Origin of the sequence: Pontiella sulfatireligans (genome assembly GCF_900890705.1) — a bacterium.
Lineage (GTDB): Bacteria > Verrucomicrobiota > Kiritimatiellia > Kiritimatiellales > Pontiellaceae > Pontiella > Pontiella sulfatireligans.
Window position 1 is genome coordinate 877806 of sequence record NZ_CAAHFH010000002.1, and the last position, 14660, is coordinate 892465.

Sequence of the window (14660 nt, forward strand, 5' to 3'; positions counted from 1 at the left end):
CCAATCCGTCTACATTCGGCAAATTAACGCAACCGAAAAACCGCGCCGGGCTACATGACTGATGCGCCCAGCCGGTTAAAACTCTGCGAATAAAAGGAATGGGATTTTTTGCGGCACATTTCCGCGGAATTTCTTTTTACTTCCGGCATGAAACAGAACATTCAAATGCCGAATCCACGCGAACAACAGATCCTTGATCGCCTGACGATTCGCCTCATCCGTAGGGATGAGCATGGCCGCTATGAGCAGTTGATCGATGAACAGCACTGCCTCAAGAGTGCGCAACTCGTGGGCGAACAGCTCCGCTATGTGGTCGAAGACGACGGCGGATGGAGTGCGGAGCAACGGCGCATCCGGCTTCTGTGTGCAGAACAAATGCCCGAACTCTGGGCCGGCGACAAGCTGGAGGGAAAGCTCCGCTGCCGTGCCAAGGCGGCCGAACTGCGCTCCATCCGCGAACACTTTGCGGGCATGGAAGACTACCGCAAGGGGCACAACTGGCCATACACCCTCTCGGGGTTGTACACGCTGGCCTTCTGCGCATCGCTCGCCGGGGTGAGCAGCGGGCAGCGCGACCTGGCCGAATACGCTCGGGACATAGGCCAAGGGCAGTTGCGCGCGCTCGGGTTCCGGCAGAACCGGAAAACCAGCGAGATTCCTGCCCCGGCGAAGCCTCCTTCTTCCGTCTGCTGAGCAAAACCGACCCCGAAAAACTGCAGGAGGCGCTGCTCAACTGCCTGGACGACCTGCTCGGCCCCCGCCCGGGGCAGCCTGGTCATCATCGACGGCAAGGCGCTGCGCGGCTCGCGCGGGCTCCAGCTCGTAAGCGCCTTTTGCGGAGAAACCGGCCGCTGGCTCGGCACTAGGCCCGTTGGAGAAAAATCCAACGAAATTCCCGTCGCCCGTAAGCTTGCAAAGGAGTGCGCCGAGGATGGAGCCATGATCCTACGCGACCACCTCCGGGCAGGTTTGCTTCCCCCACGCAAAAAGCGCGGCGATGCTCATGCAATGCACTGATCAAGGCAAAGATCCCTCCCCAGCTCCTTCGCGATATTGGATTCACTCATGCCTGCCTTTAAAAAGCCCTCAATTAAAATGCGCTCGTTCCAGTTCAAATACTTGCCCTTGCGTGTTTGGGTGCCGCCTTTCCCTTGCTCCATGCCGATGCTCCTATCCTCGTTTGTGGTGAATTGAAGAAAGGTTCATTCTGGCATGGGGCTCTAGATTTCCAAACTGGGCATTTTAATTTACAGTCTGCCTCCGTCGGGCTATGGGTTCTTGTTTACTTATTCGCCCTGAAATGAGACGGTCTAATGGAGCCGTATTAAAAGGTGAAGCTGCATGGCCAATGTTCACTTAGAGCGTGTATCCAAAAAATTCGAGGACGGCGTCGAGGTCGTTCGCGGCATCAATCTTCAAATCGAAGATGGTGAATTCCTTGTGCTGGTCGGGCCTTCGGGATGCGGGAAATCCACGACGCTGCGCATGGTGGCGGGGCTTGAAGAGATCAGCTCGGGCACCATCCGCATCGGAAACCTTGTAGTGAACAACGTGCCGCCAAAGGACCGCGACATCGCGATGGTGTTCCAGAACTATGCGCTCTACCCGCACATGACGGTGTATGACAACATGGCGTTCGGCCTTAAGCTGCGGAAAATCCCCAAGGCTAAAATCAATGACCGCGTCATGAAGGCGGCGGCTATCCTGGGGCTGGAGGATTTGCTGAAGCGCAAACCCAAGGCGCTGTCCGGCGGGCAGCGGCAGCGGGTGGCCATGGGACGCGCGATTGTCCGCAAACCGGCCGTCTTCCTGTTCGACGAGCCGCTCTCCAACCTCGACGCCAAAAAGCGGGTGGAGATGCGCAAGGAAATCCTGCAGTTGCACCGGCGCCTTCAGACCACGATGATCTATGTTACGCACGACCAGATCGAGGCGATGACGCTGGGCAACCGGATCTGCGTGATGAACGAAGGCGGAATTGAGCAAGTGGGCCCCCCTTCCGTAATCTTCGACCATCCGGCCTCGCTGTTTGTGGCCCGCTTCATCGGCACCCCGCCCATGAATATTTTCGAGGGGACGCTCGTGATGAACCAGAAGCTGACCTTTAATGCCGGAAGCTTCAGCATCCCGCTTCCCGAAGAGCAGGCGGCTTTGCTCGCAGCGCATGAAGGCAAAAACGTGTGCCTCGGCATCCGGCCGCGTGCACTCAGCATTGCAGACGGCAGCAAAAACCGGGAAGGCCTGATTTCCGGCACGGTTGAGGTTTCTGAAATGCTGGGCGAAGAGGTTCTGCTGCATATGGCCTGCGAAGGGCATGAATTCATTGCCAGCATCCACCCGCACGAAGCCACGTCGATTCAAAAAGAACAGGTGCACTTTGCCCCGGACCTGCGGCTGGCGCATGTTTTCGATGCCGAAACCGGACGCAACCTCACCCTGCCCGCTGAAGTGGCGCAATCCACCCTTCCAGAAGGGGCTTCGGGATGAGAGGCCAGGCGCTTAAAGGCTATCTATTCATCAGTCCATGGCTGATCGGATTCGCACTGCTGGTGGCGGCACCCTTCATTGCCAGCATCTACTTATCCTTCACGCACTACGACATCATATCCCCGGCGGAGTGGGTCGGCGGCTCGAACTACAAACGGCTCTTCACCGAAGACCCGCTCTTTTGGAAGTCGCTGGTGGTCACCCTTAAATATGCCCTCGTCGCCGTGCCGGTCGGAACGGTTCTGGGCGTGGGCATGGCGCTCCTGCTGAATCTGGACGTCCGCGGCATCCGCTTTTACCGCACCGCTTTTTATCTGCCGTCCATCGTGCCGATGGTGGCTTCGTGCGCCGTCTTCTCGTGGGTGCTCAATCCACATATCGGACTGATGAACAGCATACTGCGCGGCATAGGGGTAGAGGGCCCCGCCTGGCTGACCAGCGAGCCGTGGGCGTTCTATTCGCTGGTGATGATGTCGCTCTGGTCGGTCGGAGGGAGCATGATCATTTATCTAGCGGGGCTCAAGGATGTTCCGGCGTCGCTCTACGAAGCCGCCGTGGTCGACGGCGCCAACGCCTGGCAGCGGACGGTGCACATCACCCTGCCGATGCTCACGCCGGTCATCTTTTTCAATTTGGTGATGGGCACCATCAATGCCTTCCAATATTTCGCACAAGCCTACATCATGACGGAGGGCGGCCCCGAAGACAGCACCACCTTCTATGCGCTCTATCTGTTCCAGCGGTCATGGCGCTACCTCGATATGGGCTATGCCAGCGCCATGGCATGGATCTTGTTTGTCATCATCATGCTGATTACCGCCCTGCTGTTCAAAACGCACAAAAAATGGGTGCATTATGGACGGTGAACGGCGCAGAAAACTAAAGAAGGCGGCGACGGCGGCCGGCGCATGCATTCTGGCGGCGTTCCTCTTTGGCTGGTTTCTTGAAAGCCCGGAACCGCGGAAGTACCCCGAGCGGGAACCGGTCGTTTTCTGGCACATGTGGACGACGGAATGGAAAGTGATTGTCGATGACATCTGCACCCGCTTCAACGAAAGCCAGGATGTGTATGAAGTGATTCCCCTATCCCTCCCCAAAGGCGTCGCCGACTCTAAATTCCTGCTGGCGGCGGCCGGAGGGGAACCGCCCGACTGCATGGCCGAATGGCACCAGGTGGTTCCCCAGTTCGCCAATAGCAAGCTGATCCTGCCGCTGGATGAAATCATGACCGCCGAGGAACTCGCAACGTTCCGCAGCCAAGCCTACCCCATCGCCCAGAAAATATCGGCATTCAACGGACGGCCTTACTGCATGCCGCTGGCGCTGGACGTCCGGGCCTGCTACTACCGTCTCGACCATCTTCACCAAGCCGGATTGATCCCGGCGTCAGCCCCTGCCCGCGTCGCCACCCAAGCGGAATTCGAGGAGCTTCGCGCCGTCCTGCCGCAAACGCTGGAGGAATTGACGGAGTGGGGGAGGAAACTCAACGTGTTCGACTCCAAGGGGCGGCTCGTCCGGTTGGGATTCATCCCGCAATGGTTCCGCATGTTTGCCTCGGTTTTCGGCGGTGGCTTCTACGACTGGGAAAACAATGAGCTGCTCATCTCCACCCCCGAAAACCTGCAGGCCCTCACCTTTCTGGCCGAGCAGCAAAAGGCCATTGGGTTTGACCGGATGGAGCGCTTCCTCTCCTCGCTCACCACCAGCCACGGCGCCGACTGGCCTTTTGCCACCGGGAAACGCTCCGTCTCGATCGATGGCCAGTGGAAAGTCCAGCAGCTGCACAAATTCGCGCCGGACATTCCCTACATGACCACCCCCATTCCGCCGCCGAAGTCCGGCGGAAAAAAGATGGCCGGATGGGTGCACGGCAATTTCATGACCTTTCCAAAAGGGGCAAAAAACACGGCCGGCGCGTGGGCGTTCACCCTGTTCTGGACCGGGCAGGACAACCCGGAACGCGCCTCCGAATTCTACACGCGCGCGGGCTGGCTGCCGCCGAGCCCGGCGATTGCCGAAACCCGCCGCTACCGGGCCTATGTCCGCGAACACCCCCAGTTCCAGACGTTCATCGATATCCTGGCCAGCCCGAACATCGAATCCACCCCGCCCGTGCCCTTCCAGCTGCAGCTTTACGACCTGATCAAGCGGGCGGATGAATCGGCCATGCGCGGCAGCCTCACCCCGGAGCAGGCCCTGCGGAAACTCAATGATGAAGTGGACGAAATTCTAAACCGCAGGAAGGAGTTCGGGCATGAAAACTAAATCCCCCCTCTCCCTTACCCGCCGGCAAAAGTGGGCGGCGCACGTGGTGCTCGTTGTGCTCTGCATCCCCTTCCTGATGCCCATCGTGTGGATGGTCGCCACATCGCTGAAATCGAACGAGGATATTTTCCCGCAGGAGAACCAGGCGGCCATCACCTTCAACATTTCCAGCATGCTCCCAAAAGATCCGCAGTGGCAGAACTATAAGGCGGCGCTGCAGACCGGCCCCTTTCATCTCTACCTGAGAAATTCCCTGCTGCTGTGCACGCTGAACGTCATCGGCGCCGTCTTTTCCAGCGCCTTGGCGGCCTACGGCTTTGCCCGCCTGCGGTTTCCGGGAAAGGAAGGCCTGTTCATTCTTCTCATTGCCACCATGGCGCTGCCCCGCCACGTCACCATGATCCCCGTTTTCACCATTTTTAAAATGCTGGGCTGGTACGGCACGCTGCTGCCGCTGATCGTGCCGGCTTTCTTCGGCAATCCCTTCTTCATCTTTTTGCTGCGCCAGTTTTTCCAAACCATCCCGGCGGACCTGGCCGAAGCCGGCACCATTGACGGCGCCGGCGAGTTCCGCATTTTTTCGCAAATCATGCTGCCGCTGGCCAAGCCCGCGCTCATCACCTGTGCCCTGTTCCAGTTCCTCGCCACTTGGAACGACTTTTTCGGACCGCTGCTCTACATCAACGATCCGGCGAAATATACCGTGGCCTACGGGCTTCAGCAATTCATGGGCAGCCACGGCACCGCATGGGCACAACTGATGGCGGTGGCCACCTTGTTCACGCTCCCGATCGTCATCCTCTTTTTCTGCGCCCAGAAGGTCTTCATCCAAGGCATTTCCACCACTGGAGCAACGCGCTAACCCAAGTTTCTTAAATGGTCGTTTGAAAACGGCTGAATCGCACTTTTCTGACGGTTTTCGGAGGATCGGGTTCTGTAAGTCTCGTATTTCCAACGCCCGGCTCCCGCTCGAAGATGGGCGCGAAGTATCCATCCGCAGGCCCAGCCATCCGGATCCTGAACAAGAGCGGGTGTATTCGTGATCGACTGGAAACGCACCTATCCCCCGCACAAAACGGAACTGAAACAATAACGACTTTGTAGTGCCACAAAAAGCCCGATCGTTGATTCGCAACGACTTACGCTTTTGGATAAGAAACTTGGGCTAAAGCCGGAACTACGAACCCGTTTACTTCAAGAAGCCGGATTCGCGCATCCACGCCTCGCAAAGCGTCGGCCATTGCGAAACAGGATGCGCCGAAGGCCGCAAGCCGTAGCCGTGCCCCCCCTTGGCAAACAGGTGCAGTTCAACCGGAATGCCCTGCGCATCCAGCGCAACGGAGTATGCCAAGCTGCTGCGATAGTGCTTGCGGTCATCCCAGGCCTGAACCACGAATGCGGGCGGCGTCTCAGCATCCACCCGGATTTCATCGACCAACTCCACGCCGCCCTTTTGAAAGAGATAGGCCGGATAAACCAAAACCGTGAAATCGGGGCGGTCGACCGAGGCGCTGCACGCCGCCGCCAAATGCCCGCCGGCGGAAAAACCGAGCATGCCAATGCGCTGGGGATTAATGTTCCACTCCTTCGACTTTTCGCGGGCCATCCGTACCGCACGGCGCGCATCCTGCAACGCGCCCTCCCGGTTGCTGGGACAGCGGTATTTGAGCACCGCGGCGGAAACGCCAATGGAGTTGAGCCATTCCGCCACCTCGGTTCCCTCCTTGTCCATGCTGAGAATGTTGTAGCCGCCGCCGGGGCAGACGATGACCATCGGGGCCGGCGCACCGGCAGGCGTGGCGGGATAGAAGGCCAGCGTCGGCTCACTCACGTTCGTCAGCCGGATGACGCCGTCGCCCTTATCCGGTTTGAGGCCTTCGGCCTGAGCTGCGCCCTCGCCGGGCATGTCGCCCTTCCATAGTGGAAATTCAGTTTGAGCCATGGCCATAAGCGGTCCCGTCAATAAGAGTAAAGTTATGATTTTCATGGTCATACATTAAAGCGCGCCCTCCCCTGCAGTCAAACGTTTACGCAATGAAGCCTCAAACGATGGGGGTACCATTTGGGACAGCATGAAAAAAGGGCATATTTTTTTCTCGCCACCGACGTAAAAACGTGGTGAATATGCATGCGTTCTCAGGAACAAAGTTGTACTGTTCTTTAATAATTTCAAAAATGGGTATCTATGTTGGGTTCCCGTTTTCCGGTGTGTGGTTTCCCTCCTCTTTTCCACGCACCGTTTTTTTTACCTGTACGACACGATTAAAACCCCTCCCTTGTTTGAGACTTCATTTCTGCCGAGCACGTTTTCCTTTGTAAACTCAAGTGAAATGTGGCTACACCAAAAGAGGGTGTAGTATCGCTTCACCGGCCGAAGGGCGGAAAGCGATCTTTCTGCGTAAGTCTAATGCATGAAAAATCCGGGCTTGCCCGGAGGGGATCTTAAAGACAGGATTTCTCTTACCCCGCAACGCACGGCAATCCCCGTTGCCTCTTTTTTCTTGCACTACCCCGCAATCCGGTATACTGCTATACGTAGTACCGAGGGAGCTGAATGAGTACATGGGTTACACAACTGAGAAAAGGACTGATCGAATTCAGCATTCTGAACCTCCTGCAGCATGGAGAAAGCTATGGCTATGAAATCCTGCAGTCGCTCCAGCAGATCGATGAACTGGTAGTGACCGATAGCACGGTCTATCCGATTCTCAGCCGCCTGAGGAAGGATGGTTATTTGAAGGTACAGGTCCAACCATCGACCTCCGGCCCGCCGCGCCGCTATTTTTCACTGACTGCGCTGGGACAGCAGCGTATCCGGGAAATGAATCTCTATTGGGACAACCTGCAGTCGGCCATTGAAAAATTGAAACAGGGAAAACCCGGAGGGGAATCATGAATCTTTCCATCGAATTGAAAACCCGCATCTATAACCACATCGGAAAAATCCAGCAGCACCTTGACGCATTCGAGGCCGATGAGCAGCGCGAAATTGTCGAATCCATTGAAACGCATATTCATGATGCGCTTGAAGCCCGCACCGCCGGAGAACCGACCATGGCCCTGCTCGATGCGATTATCGCCGAAATGGATCCACCGGAATCCTATGGATCGGCACCTCTCATCGCTCCGTCAAACAGCACATCGCTTTCTTCAGGCCGGAAAATTTTCTTTTTTAGTTCAATTGCAACCCTGTGCATCCTGTTCATCGCCATTTGGCTGTCCGATCCATTTTCTTCCCACTGGATGAGTGAAGCCGCTCCGGAAGAATCCGCAGCCTCCTCTAGAGCAATTCCTCCGGGCGGCGGCTTGAAAAAATCGACCGCAGTCAAACCATCGCCTCTTGTTGGTAAGTGGACCGCAATCGACCTCGTTTCCTCAATCAACGAATTCAATCCGTCCCAAACCAAGTGGACGGGCGAGCTGGAATTGAAAGGCCTTCAATTTTTCACGGATGGCACAACGGACAAGCCCTGGTGGACCTGGAAAGACGATCGCCTTTTTCACAGCGGCGATCAATCCGAAGCAGAATTCAGCATTAAAACCTTTGGAGACGTTGGCTATCTTTTTCTCGAATGGATGTCGGGCGATGTGCTCGAGAAAGGACTGCCCCCTAAATACTACGTGCTGAAACGCGGTGAATATTCGGAAGAGACGCTTGGGAATCAGATTGTCGCCGGCGTGGGTTGCGGGGCATTCAAAGTCGGTGCATCACGTGAGGACTTGATAGAAACATTGGGCATGCCTGATCCAGGATCCACCGACAGATGGCTGCAATGGAAGAAAAAACACCATATCCATTGTTTGATTGATTCGAGCCGAGACGCCTTCGAGCTCCGCTTCGACCGAGGGTTCAACGGTAAAACAGCGGAAAGCATCGGGTTTGGCAGCACGGAAAAAGAGGCCGTGGCGGCCTATGGCCAACCCAACGACATATTGGACAAAGGCAGCGCAAAGAAGCTGGAATGGTCAAACCAAGGCATTCTTATGTGGATTTCTGATCAAGGAGTAACGCAAACCGTCATCTTTAAGCCCTACTGACCCAACCCAAGCGTTGCGGATTGCCCGAATTTATAATCGGCATTCGGTGCCCAAACCTCTTAAATGGTCCCAATTTTTACAGGAGAAGTTTATGGGCGGAATCGTTGTTGTTTTCATCTGCATCATCGGGGCGGTTATCTGGGGAATCATGGCCGGGAAAAAGCGGCGCGACGCCATGACCCTGCTGGCCGAGAAACTGGGACTGGACTTTAACCACGAGCGCAACTACCGCATCGCCGAGCGCTACCGCTTCCTCGACAAGCTCGACCAAGGCTCCAACCGCTACGCCTACAACCTCATGAGCGGCCCATTCCACGGCCGCCAAATCACCGCGTTCGACTACCACTACGAAACCCACTCCACCGACTCCAAGGGCCGGCGCCAGACGCACCACCACCACTTTTCCTTTTTCATCCTCTCGCTGGAAAAACAGTTTCCGGAACTGACCATCGCCAAAGAAGGGCTCCTTTCCAAGATTGCACAGGCCGTCGGCTACGACGACATCGACTTTGAGTCGCACGAGTTTTCCAAAAAGTTTGTGGTGCGCTCCAAAAACAAGAAATTCGCCTACGACTTCTGCAACGCGCAAATGATCGCCTACCTGCTCGACCACCCCGGCATCAACATCGAGATCGATCAAAGCTCGCTCGCGCTCGGCCTCGGCTCCTGCCTGAAGGTGGAGGAAATCGAGGCACATTTGAACCAGCTACTGGAAATCCGGTCACTCATTCCTGATTATGTCTTCGGGTGATACAGATCTCATCGCACTGACCGTCTTGGGCGTTTTCGTCTTGATTGTCGTTGTGACGGAGCTGCGGCGCAAGAAAACCATCCCGATGACTATTCAAGATGTGGCCCTGAAGCTTGGACTATCCATTAAAACCTCGGGCAAGGATCAATTGCTCGATACGTATTCATTTATAAACAGGCTTCAATACAGCGGGAAGCAGCACATCCAGAATGTCCTTTGCGGCACCTACCGGAAAAGCGCGGTTACCGTTTTCGACATGCGCTACGAAACCCGCGACATCGGCAAAGGGGGCAGTCAGGACTATTATTCTTTTTACATGGTCGAGCTCCCGAAAACGTTCCCCGAACTAACGATCTACAAAGAAGGCCTGATCTCAAAGCTCTACCAGGCAACGGGGCATAGCGACATCGATTTTGAATCCTACGAGTTTTCTGCAAAGTTTCGAGTGAGGGCGGCCAACGCTAAGTTTGCATACGACTTCTGCAATGCATTGATGATCGACTACCTGCTTGCCAACACGGACCTTAGCATCGAGATCGACCGGAACATTCTTTGCATCAGCTTCGAAAAACCGCTTAGCTTTGAGACCGTAGGACATAGCCTGGACCGGCTCCTTAAGATTCGCTCACTGATGCCAAACTACCTTTTCGAGGAATGACTTTTGACAGGATAACAGGATAAACTGGATATTGGCGGCATAATTTGGAATCCTATCCATCCTATTATCCTGTCAGAAATAAAGGAACGAAATGGAACTGATCATTGTTGCTGTGGTTTTGCTGATGCCGGTCGTTTATGCGATCGCCACATACAACACGCTTGTGGCGCTGCGGAACCACATTTCCGAAGCATGGAGCAATGTCGATACGGAGCTGAAGCGGCGCTACGAGCTGATCCCGAACCTGGTCTCCACCGTGAAGGGCTATGCCGCACATGAACGCGAAACGCTCGAGCGCGTGGTAGAGCTTCGCAACCAATGCGCGGCCGACCACGGCAGCGTCAGCCATCAGGAAGGCACCGAAAAGCAGCTCGTCGGCGCCGTGCAAAAACTGTTCGCGCTGGCGGAGGGCTACCCCAAGCTGAAGGCCGACCAAAACTTTTTGGAGCTGCAGAAGGAACTGGTCAACACCGAAGACCGCATCCAGGCGGCGCGGCGCTTCTACAACGGCAACGTGCGCGACTACCGCAACAAATGCGAAGCCTTCCCCAGCAACCTGGTCGCCGGCCTATTCAGCTTTAAGCCCCGCGACTTTTTCGATGTCGATCCCGCCGTCCGGGAAAACCCGTCCTTAAACCTTAACACTTAACACCTGAAACTGGAGCTCCCTCATGATTGCACCGCCAAAAGCTTTTGAAAACATTTCGTTCCTGAACAGCCCCTATTGCCGGCCGGTGCGTCTGCAGCTGGAATACCTCCATCCGGAAGTCACCATGACCGAGGAAGGAGTGAAGTCCACCATTGTGCTGTTCGGCAGCGCGCGCATCCCCTCGCCCGAAACCGCCGCCGACTGCAAAAACCCAAAACTGGCCGAGCTGGTGCCCTTCTACGAAGAGGCGCGGAAGCTCGCGAACATCGTCAGCGCCGCCTGCCAAACCAACCACGAATACGAATATGTCGTCATCACCGGCGGCGGCGGCGGCATCATGGAAGCCGGCAACCGCGGCGCCGACGAAGCCGACTGCAAATCGATCTCGCTCAACATCGAGCTGCCGTTTGAACAAGAGGCCAACCCCTATGTTTCCCCCGGACTCAACTTTGAGTTTCATTATTTCCACATGCGCAAGATGCACTTTCTGCAGCGCGCCAAAGCCGTCTGCATTTTTCCTGGAGGCTTCGGCACGTTCGACGAGCTTTTCGAAGCGCTGACCCTGATCCAGACCAAAAAAGTCGATCCAATGCCCGTGATCCTCTTCGGCTCCGAACATTGGAAACGGCTGATCGACTGGGAATACCTTGCCGAATGCGGCCTGATCAGCCCAAAGGACCTCGACCTGATCACCTTCTGCGACACCGCCGAAGACGCTTGGAAAACCATTGCCGATTATTATGCGTAAACATTTTCCAACCCTAAGAAAACACACTATGGTTTCAATATTTTGAACAGGAGGCGCAAAATGAAAACAGCGATCAACATGGGACTGGCCGCGTTGGCGGCCGCAGTTCTGTCCGGATGCGCGGCGGCGGCATTCAACCGGGTCAGCCTAACCACCAACCGCAACATCACCGTTGGGCAGGAACTTCTCGACCTGCAAGCCGCTCACGAGAAAGGCATCATCAACGATTCAGAATACAAAATGGCCAAGCAGGACCTGCTGAAAATGGTATCTTCGCTGGCGGAACTCAAAGACGACTAGGAAAATAATATGATCCATGTAATTGCATCAATCGGAGTCAAGCCGGGCAAACGCGCGGCGTTCATCAAAATCTTCAAAGCCAACGTGCCGGCGGTGCAGGCCGAAGACGGCTGCGTTGAATACATCCCGACCATCGACACCAACAGCGGCATCGAAGCCCAGTGGAAAGACGAAACGGTGGTGACCATCATTGAAAAGTGGAAAACCATCGAGGCGCTGCACGTTCATTTGGCCGCGTCGCACATGGAACAGTTCAAGAAAGACACCGCGAATCTGGTTGAAGACGTTTCACTAACGGTGCTTGAAGATGCGTAGGCGCCGGTTCATCCAAGCAGGGGCGGTCGCGGCCGCCAGCGTCGCCGCCACGAAAGCGGCCGCCATCGAAAAGCCGAACATTCTTTGGCTGACGTGCGAGGACAACAACGTCAACTGGGTCGGCTGCTACGGCAACCCCCATGCGGATACGCCGAACATTGACCAACTGGCGAAAGACGGCTTCCAATACATGCACGCCTATGCCAGCGCCCCGGTCTGCGCCCCGTCGCGCAGCACCTGGATCACCGGCATCAACGCCATCTCGATGGGCACCCACCCGATGCGCAGCCGTTACACCATTCCTCTCAATCACATTCAATACTATCCCGACCACCTCCGCGCCAACGGCTACTACTGCGGCAACGACACAAAAACCGACTACAACCTTTGCGATAAAAAGGACCTCGGCGGCCGGCCGGACAAGGAATGCTGGGACAATCCCGGAAAGGTCGACTGGGAGGCGCTCAAGCAAAACCAGCCCTTCTTCCAGGTCATCAACTCCACGCAGTCGCACGAAAGCAAGGCCTTCGGCGATGTCTTCAAGACCGAACACGACCCCGCCGACACCCAGCTGCGCAAGTACCACCCCGACGTTCCCGGCATGCGTGAAAACTATGCCCACTACCACGACGCCATGAAAAAGATGGACGCCGAAATCGGCGCGTCGCTCCAAGCATTGGAAGACGCCGGGCTGACTGAAAACACCATCGTCATTCATAACTCCGACCACGGCGGCGTGATGCCTCGCAGCAAGCGCTACCTCTTCGGCAGCGGCCTCCACTGCCCCCTTATCATTCGCTTCCCGAACCGATTCAAGCACCTCTGGCCAGCGCCCAAGCCCGGCATGCAGGTTGACCGGCTCGTTAGCTTTGTCGATATGCCCAAGACGTGGCTGAGCCTCACCGGCTCCAAAGTGCCGGACTATATGCAAGGAACGGTTTTCCTCGGCGCAAAAGCCGAGCCGGAAAAACCCTACCACTTTGCCTTTCGCGGCCGCATGGACGAGCGGTGCGAGAACGCGCGCGCGGTCTGCGACAAACAGTTCCTTTATCTCCGCAACTACATGCCCTACGCCCCGTGGATGCAGCAGTTGAATTATCTCTGGAAAATGACGGCTACCCAAGTTTGGGAAAAACATGTCCTATCCGGCAAGGCCAGCGAAATCGAGTCGCGCTTCTTTGCGCCCAAGGATTGGACGGAAGAACTCTACGACATACAAAAGGATCCGGACAACGTCAACAACCTGATCGAGAATCCGGAGTACAGGCAGGTCGCCGCGCGCATGAACGTTGCCCTGCGCGGCTGGCAGGAACAGATCCACGACGCCAGCCTGCTTCCGGAAGCCGAGATGGTTAAACGCGCAACGGAAAACAACACCACCATCTACGAAATGGTACGCAATCCCGATCTCTACAACCTGACCGCCCTGCTCAATGCCGCCGACCTGGCGCTCGAAAAGGATCCGGCCAACCTTCCTGCCCTTGGAAAACTGCTGAAGAGTTCCGACTGCGGACTGCGCTACTGGGGCATCGTCGGCTGCTTCCTGCTCAACGATCCCAAGGGCGGCTTCCTGTGCCTCGATGACGATTCGCACGAGGTGCGCGCCATGGCCGCCTGGCTGCTGATCAATACAGGACAGCAGGAAAAGGGCCTCCAAGGCTTGGAAAACCTGATCCGGGAAGAGTCCTACGCCCTGCTCAAGGTACTCAACATTATCGACTGGATGGGCGATGACGGCAAAAGCCTGATTCCCGCCGTCCGGGCCATCAAGTTCACGGACGCCAACAACGAGCTGATGCAGGACTACAAGAACATCCAGGGCTATCAAAAGCGGCTACAGGAGCAACTGCTGGAGAAATACGGAATCAAGGCCCCGGCCCCGGCCCCGAAAAAAAAGCGCAAAGGGAAAAAAGCGTAGATGGAAAAACTACTCGGGAAATTTGAGCGGATTATCGTGCTGACCCTGATGGGCTTCATGATGCTGGTCATTCTGTTGGCCACCGTGGAAGTCGGCGTGATTCTGTGGAAAGAACTCGTCAAGCCGCCCTGCATGCTCCTCAACGTGAAAGAAATGATGGAGGTCTTCGGCTTCATTCTGATGGTCGTCATCGGGCTGGAGCTGCTCGAAAGCATCAGGGGCTATCTCACGGAGCATGTGGTGCATGTGGAGGTGGTGCTGCTGGTGGCGATTGTGGCCGTGGCTCGGAAGGTGATCATTCTCGACTACAAGGAAGTTACCCCGCATTTGCTGTTGGCCATCGCCGCACTGATTATAGCGCTGTCTGCCGGATTTTTTATTATCCGCCGCGCCCTGAACAGGATCCCGCCCCAAAAAACCGGTGAATAAAGAAACAAAACCGCCCATTTGCTGAACTAAATCGGTATTCATTCTCGACAGCAACCCGTCAAGATAGCTAGCTTCCTAAGAATAAATTATCGGGAGTTTGCA

The 14660-nt window shown here is 56.0% G+C and carries 17 protein-coding genes; 15 read left to right on the forward strand and 2 right to left on the reverse strand.

Features of this window, described 5'->3' with window-relative positions:
• Positions 1 to 165 precede the first annotated feature (165 nt).
• Positions 166 to 693, forward strand: a complete 528-nt coding sequence (locus SCARR_RS16665; protein ID WP_168433380.1) for a transposase family protein — start codon at positions 166 to 168, stop codon at positions 691 to 693.
• Positions 694 to 1001: 308 nt separating this feature from the next.
• Here the strand turns inward: SCARR_RS16665 and SCARR_RS16670 are convergent, their stop codons facing one another.
• Positions 1002 to 1160, reverse strand: a complete 159-nt coding sequence (locus tag SCARR_RS16670; RefSeq protein WP_136062802.1) for a helix-turn-helix domain-containing protein — start codon at positions 1158 to 1160, stop codon at positions 1002 to 1004.
• Between the two features lie 181 nt (positions 1161 to 1341).
• On the opposite strand from SCARR_RS16670, the gene SCARR_RS16675 reads away from it, so the two are divergent.
• Genes SCARR_RS16675 through SCARR_RS16690 form a run of 4 tightly spaced genes read left to right on the forward strand, consistent with a single transcriptional unit; the run spans position 1342 to position 5614 of the window.
• On the forward strand, positions 1342 to 2487 hold the full coding sequence (locus SCARR_RS16675) for an ABC transporter ATP-binding protein (RefSeq protein ID WP_136062803.1): 1146 nt from the start codon (positions 1342 to 1344) through the stop codon (positions 2485 to 2487).
• The gene (locus tag SCARR_RS16680) at positions 2484 to 3353 is read left to right on the forward strand and encodes a carbohydrate ABC transporter permease (RefSeq protein WP_136062804.1); all 870 of its coding nucleotides are present in this window, start codon (positions 2484 to 2486) and stop codon (positions 3351 to 3353) included. The genes SCARR_RS16675 and SCARR_RS16680 overlap by 4 nt, the downstream gene beginning before the upstream one ends.
• Positions 3343 to 4752 (forward strand): extracellular solute-binding protein, encoded by a 1410-nt coding sequence (locus SCARR_RS16685; RefSeq protein WP_136062805.1) that lies wholly within the window; start codon positions 3343 to 3345, stop codon positions 4750 to 4752. Before SCARR_RS16680 ends, SCARR_RS16685 begins: the two co-directional genes overlap by 11 nt.
• Entirely contained in the window at positions 4742 to 5614 is an 873-nt protein-coding gene (locus SCARR_RS16690) for a carbohydrate ABC transporter permease (RefSeq protein WP_136062806.1), read from the forward strand. The genes SCARR_RS16685 and SCARR_RS16690 overlap by 11 nt, the downstream gene beginning before the upstream one ends.
• A 327-nt stretch (positions 5615 to 5941) precedes the next feature.
• Here SCARR_RS16690 and SCARR_RS16695 read toward each other — a convergent pair whose 3' ends face one another.
• Positions 5942 to 6700 (reverse strand): alpha/beta hydrolase, encoded by a 759-nt coding sequence (locus SCARR_RS16695; protein ID WP_168433381.1) that lies wholly within the window; start codon positions 6698 to 6700, stop codon positions 5942 to 5944.
• A gap of 606 nt (positions 6701 to 7306) precedes the next feature.
• On the opposite strand from SCARR_RS16695, the gene SCARR_RS16700 reads away from it, so the two are divergent.
• From SCARR_RS16700 to SCARR_RS16745, 10 genes are all read left to right on the forward strand, one after another.
• Positions 7307 to 7648, forward strand: coding sequence for a PadR family transcriptional regulator (locus tag SCARR_RS16700; protein ID WP_136062808.1), 342 nt, complete (start codon positions 7307 to 7309; stop codon positions 7646 to 7648).
• On the forward strand, positions 7645 to 8790 hold the full coding sequence (locus SCARR_RS16705; RefSeq protein ID WP_136062809.1) for a hypothetical protein: 1146 nt from the start codon (positions 7645 to 7647) through the stop codon (positions 8788 to 8790). The genes SCARR_RS16700 and SCARR_RS16705 overlap by 4 nt, the downstream gene beginning before the upstream one ends.
• 91 nt (positions 8791 to 8881) lie before the next feature.
• On the forward strand, positions 8882 to 9541 hold the full coding sequence (locus SCARR_RS16710) for a hypothetical protein (RefSeq protein ID WP_136062810.1): 660 nt from the start codon (positions 8882 to 8884) through the stop codon (positions 9539 to 9541).
• Positions 9528 to 10199 carry a hypothetical protein gene (locus SCARR_RS16715; protein WP_136062811.1) on the forward strand — a complete coding sequence of 224 codons (672 nt, stop codon included), beginning with the start codon at positions 9528 to 9530 and terminating at the stop codon, positions 10197 to 10199. The genes SCARR_RS16710 and SCARR_RS16715 overlap by 14 nt, the downstream gene beginning before the upstream one ends.
• A 91-nt stretch (positions 10200 to 10290) precedes the next feature.
• The gene (locus SCARR_RS16720) at positions 10291 to 10848 is read left to right on the forward strand and encodes a LemA family protein (protein ID WP_136062812.1); all 558 of its coding nucleotides are present in this window, start codon (positions 10291 to 10293) and stop codon (positions 10846 to 10848) included.
• Positions 10849 to 10870: 22 nt separating this feature from the next.
• A complete protein-coding gene (locus SCARR_RS16725) occupies positions 10871 to 11596 on the forward strand; it encodes an LOG family protein (protein WP_136062813.1) in 726 nt (241 codons plus the stop codon).
• A 60-nt stretch (positions 11597 to 11656) separates the two neighbouring features.
• Positions 11657 to 11896, forward strand: coding sequence for an SHOCT domain-containing protein (locus tag SCARR_RS16730; RefSeq protein ID WP_136062814.1), 240 nt, complete (start codon positions 11657 to 11659; stop codon positions 11894 to 11896).
• A 9-nt stretch (positions 11897 to 11905) separates the two neighbouring features.
• Positions 11906 to 12211: a putative quinol monooxygenase gene (locus SCARR_RS16735; RefSeq protein WP_136062815.1), complete on the forward strand. Its 306-nt coding sequence runs from the start codon at positions 11906 to 11908 to the stop codon at positions 12209 to 12211.
• A complete protein-coding gene (locus tag SCARR_RS16740; protein ID WP_136062816.1) occupies positions 12204 to 14129 on the forward strand; it encodes a sulfatase family protein in 1926 nt (641 codons plus the stop codon). The genes SCARR_RS16735 and SCARR_RS16740 overlap by 8 nt, the downstream gene beginning before the upstream one ends.
• A complete protein-coding gene (locus SCARR_RS16745; RefSeq protein WP_136062817.1) occupies positions 14130 to 14558 on the forward strand; it encodes a phosphate-starvation-inducible PsiE family protein in 429 nt (142 codons plus the stop codon).
• Positions 14559 to 14660: the final 102 nt, after the last annotated feature.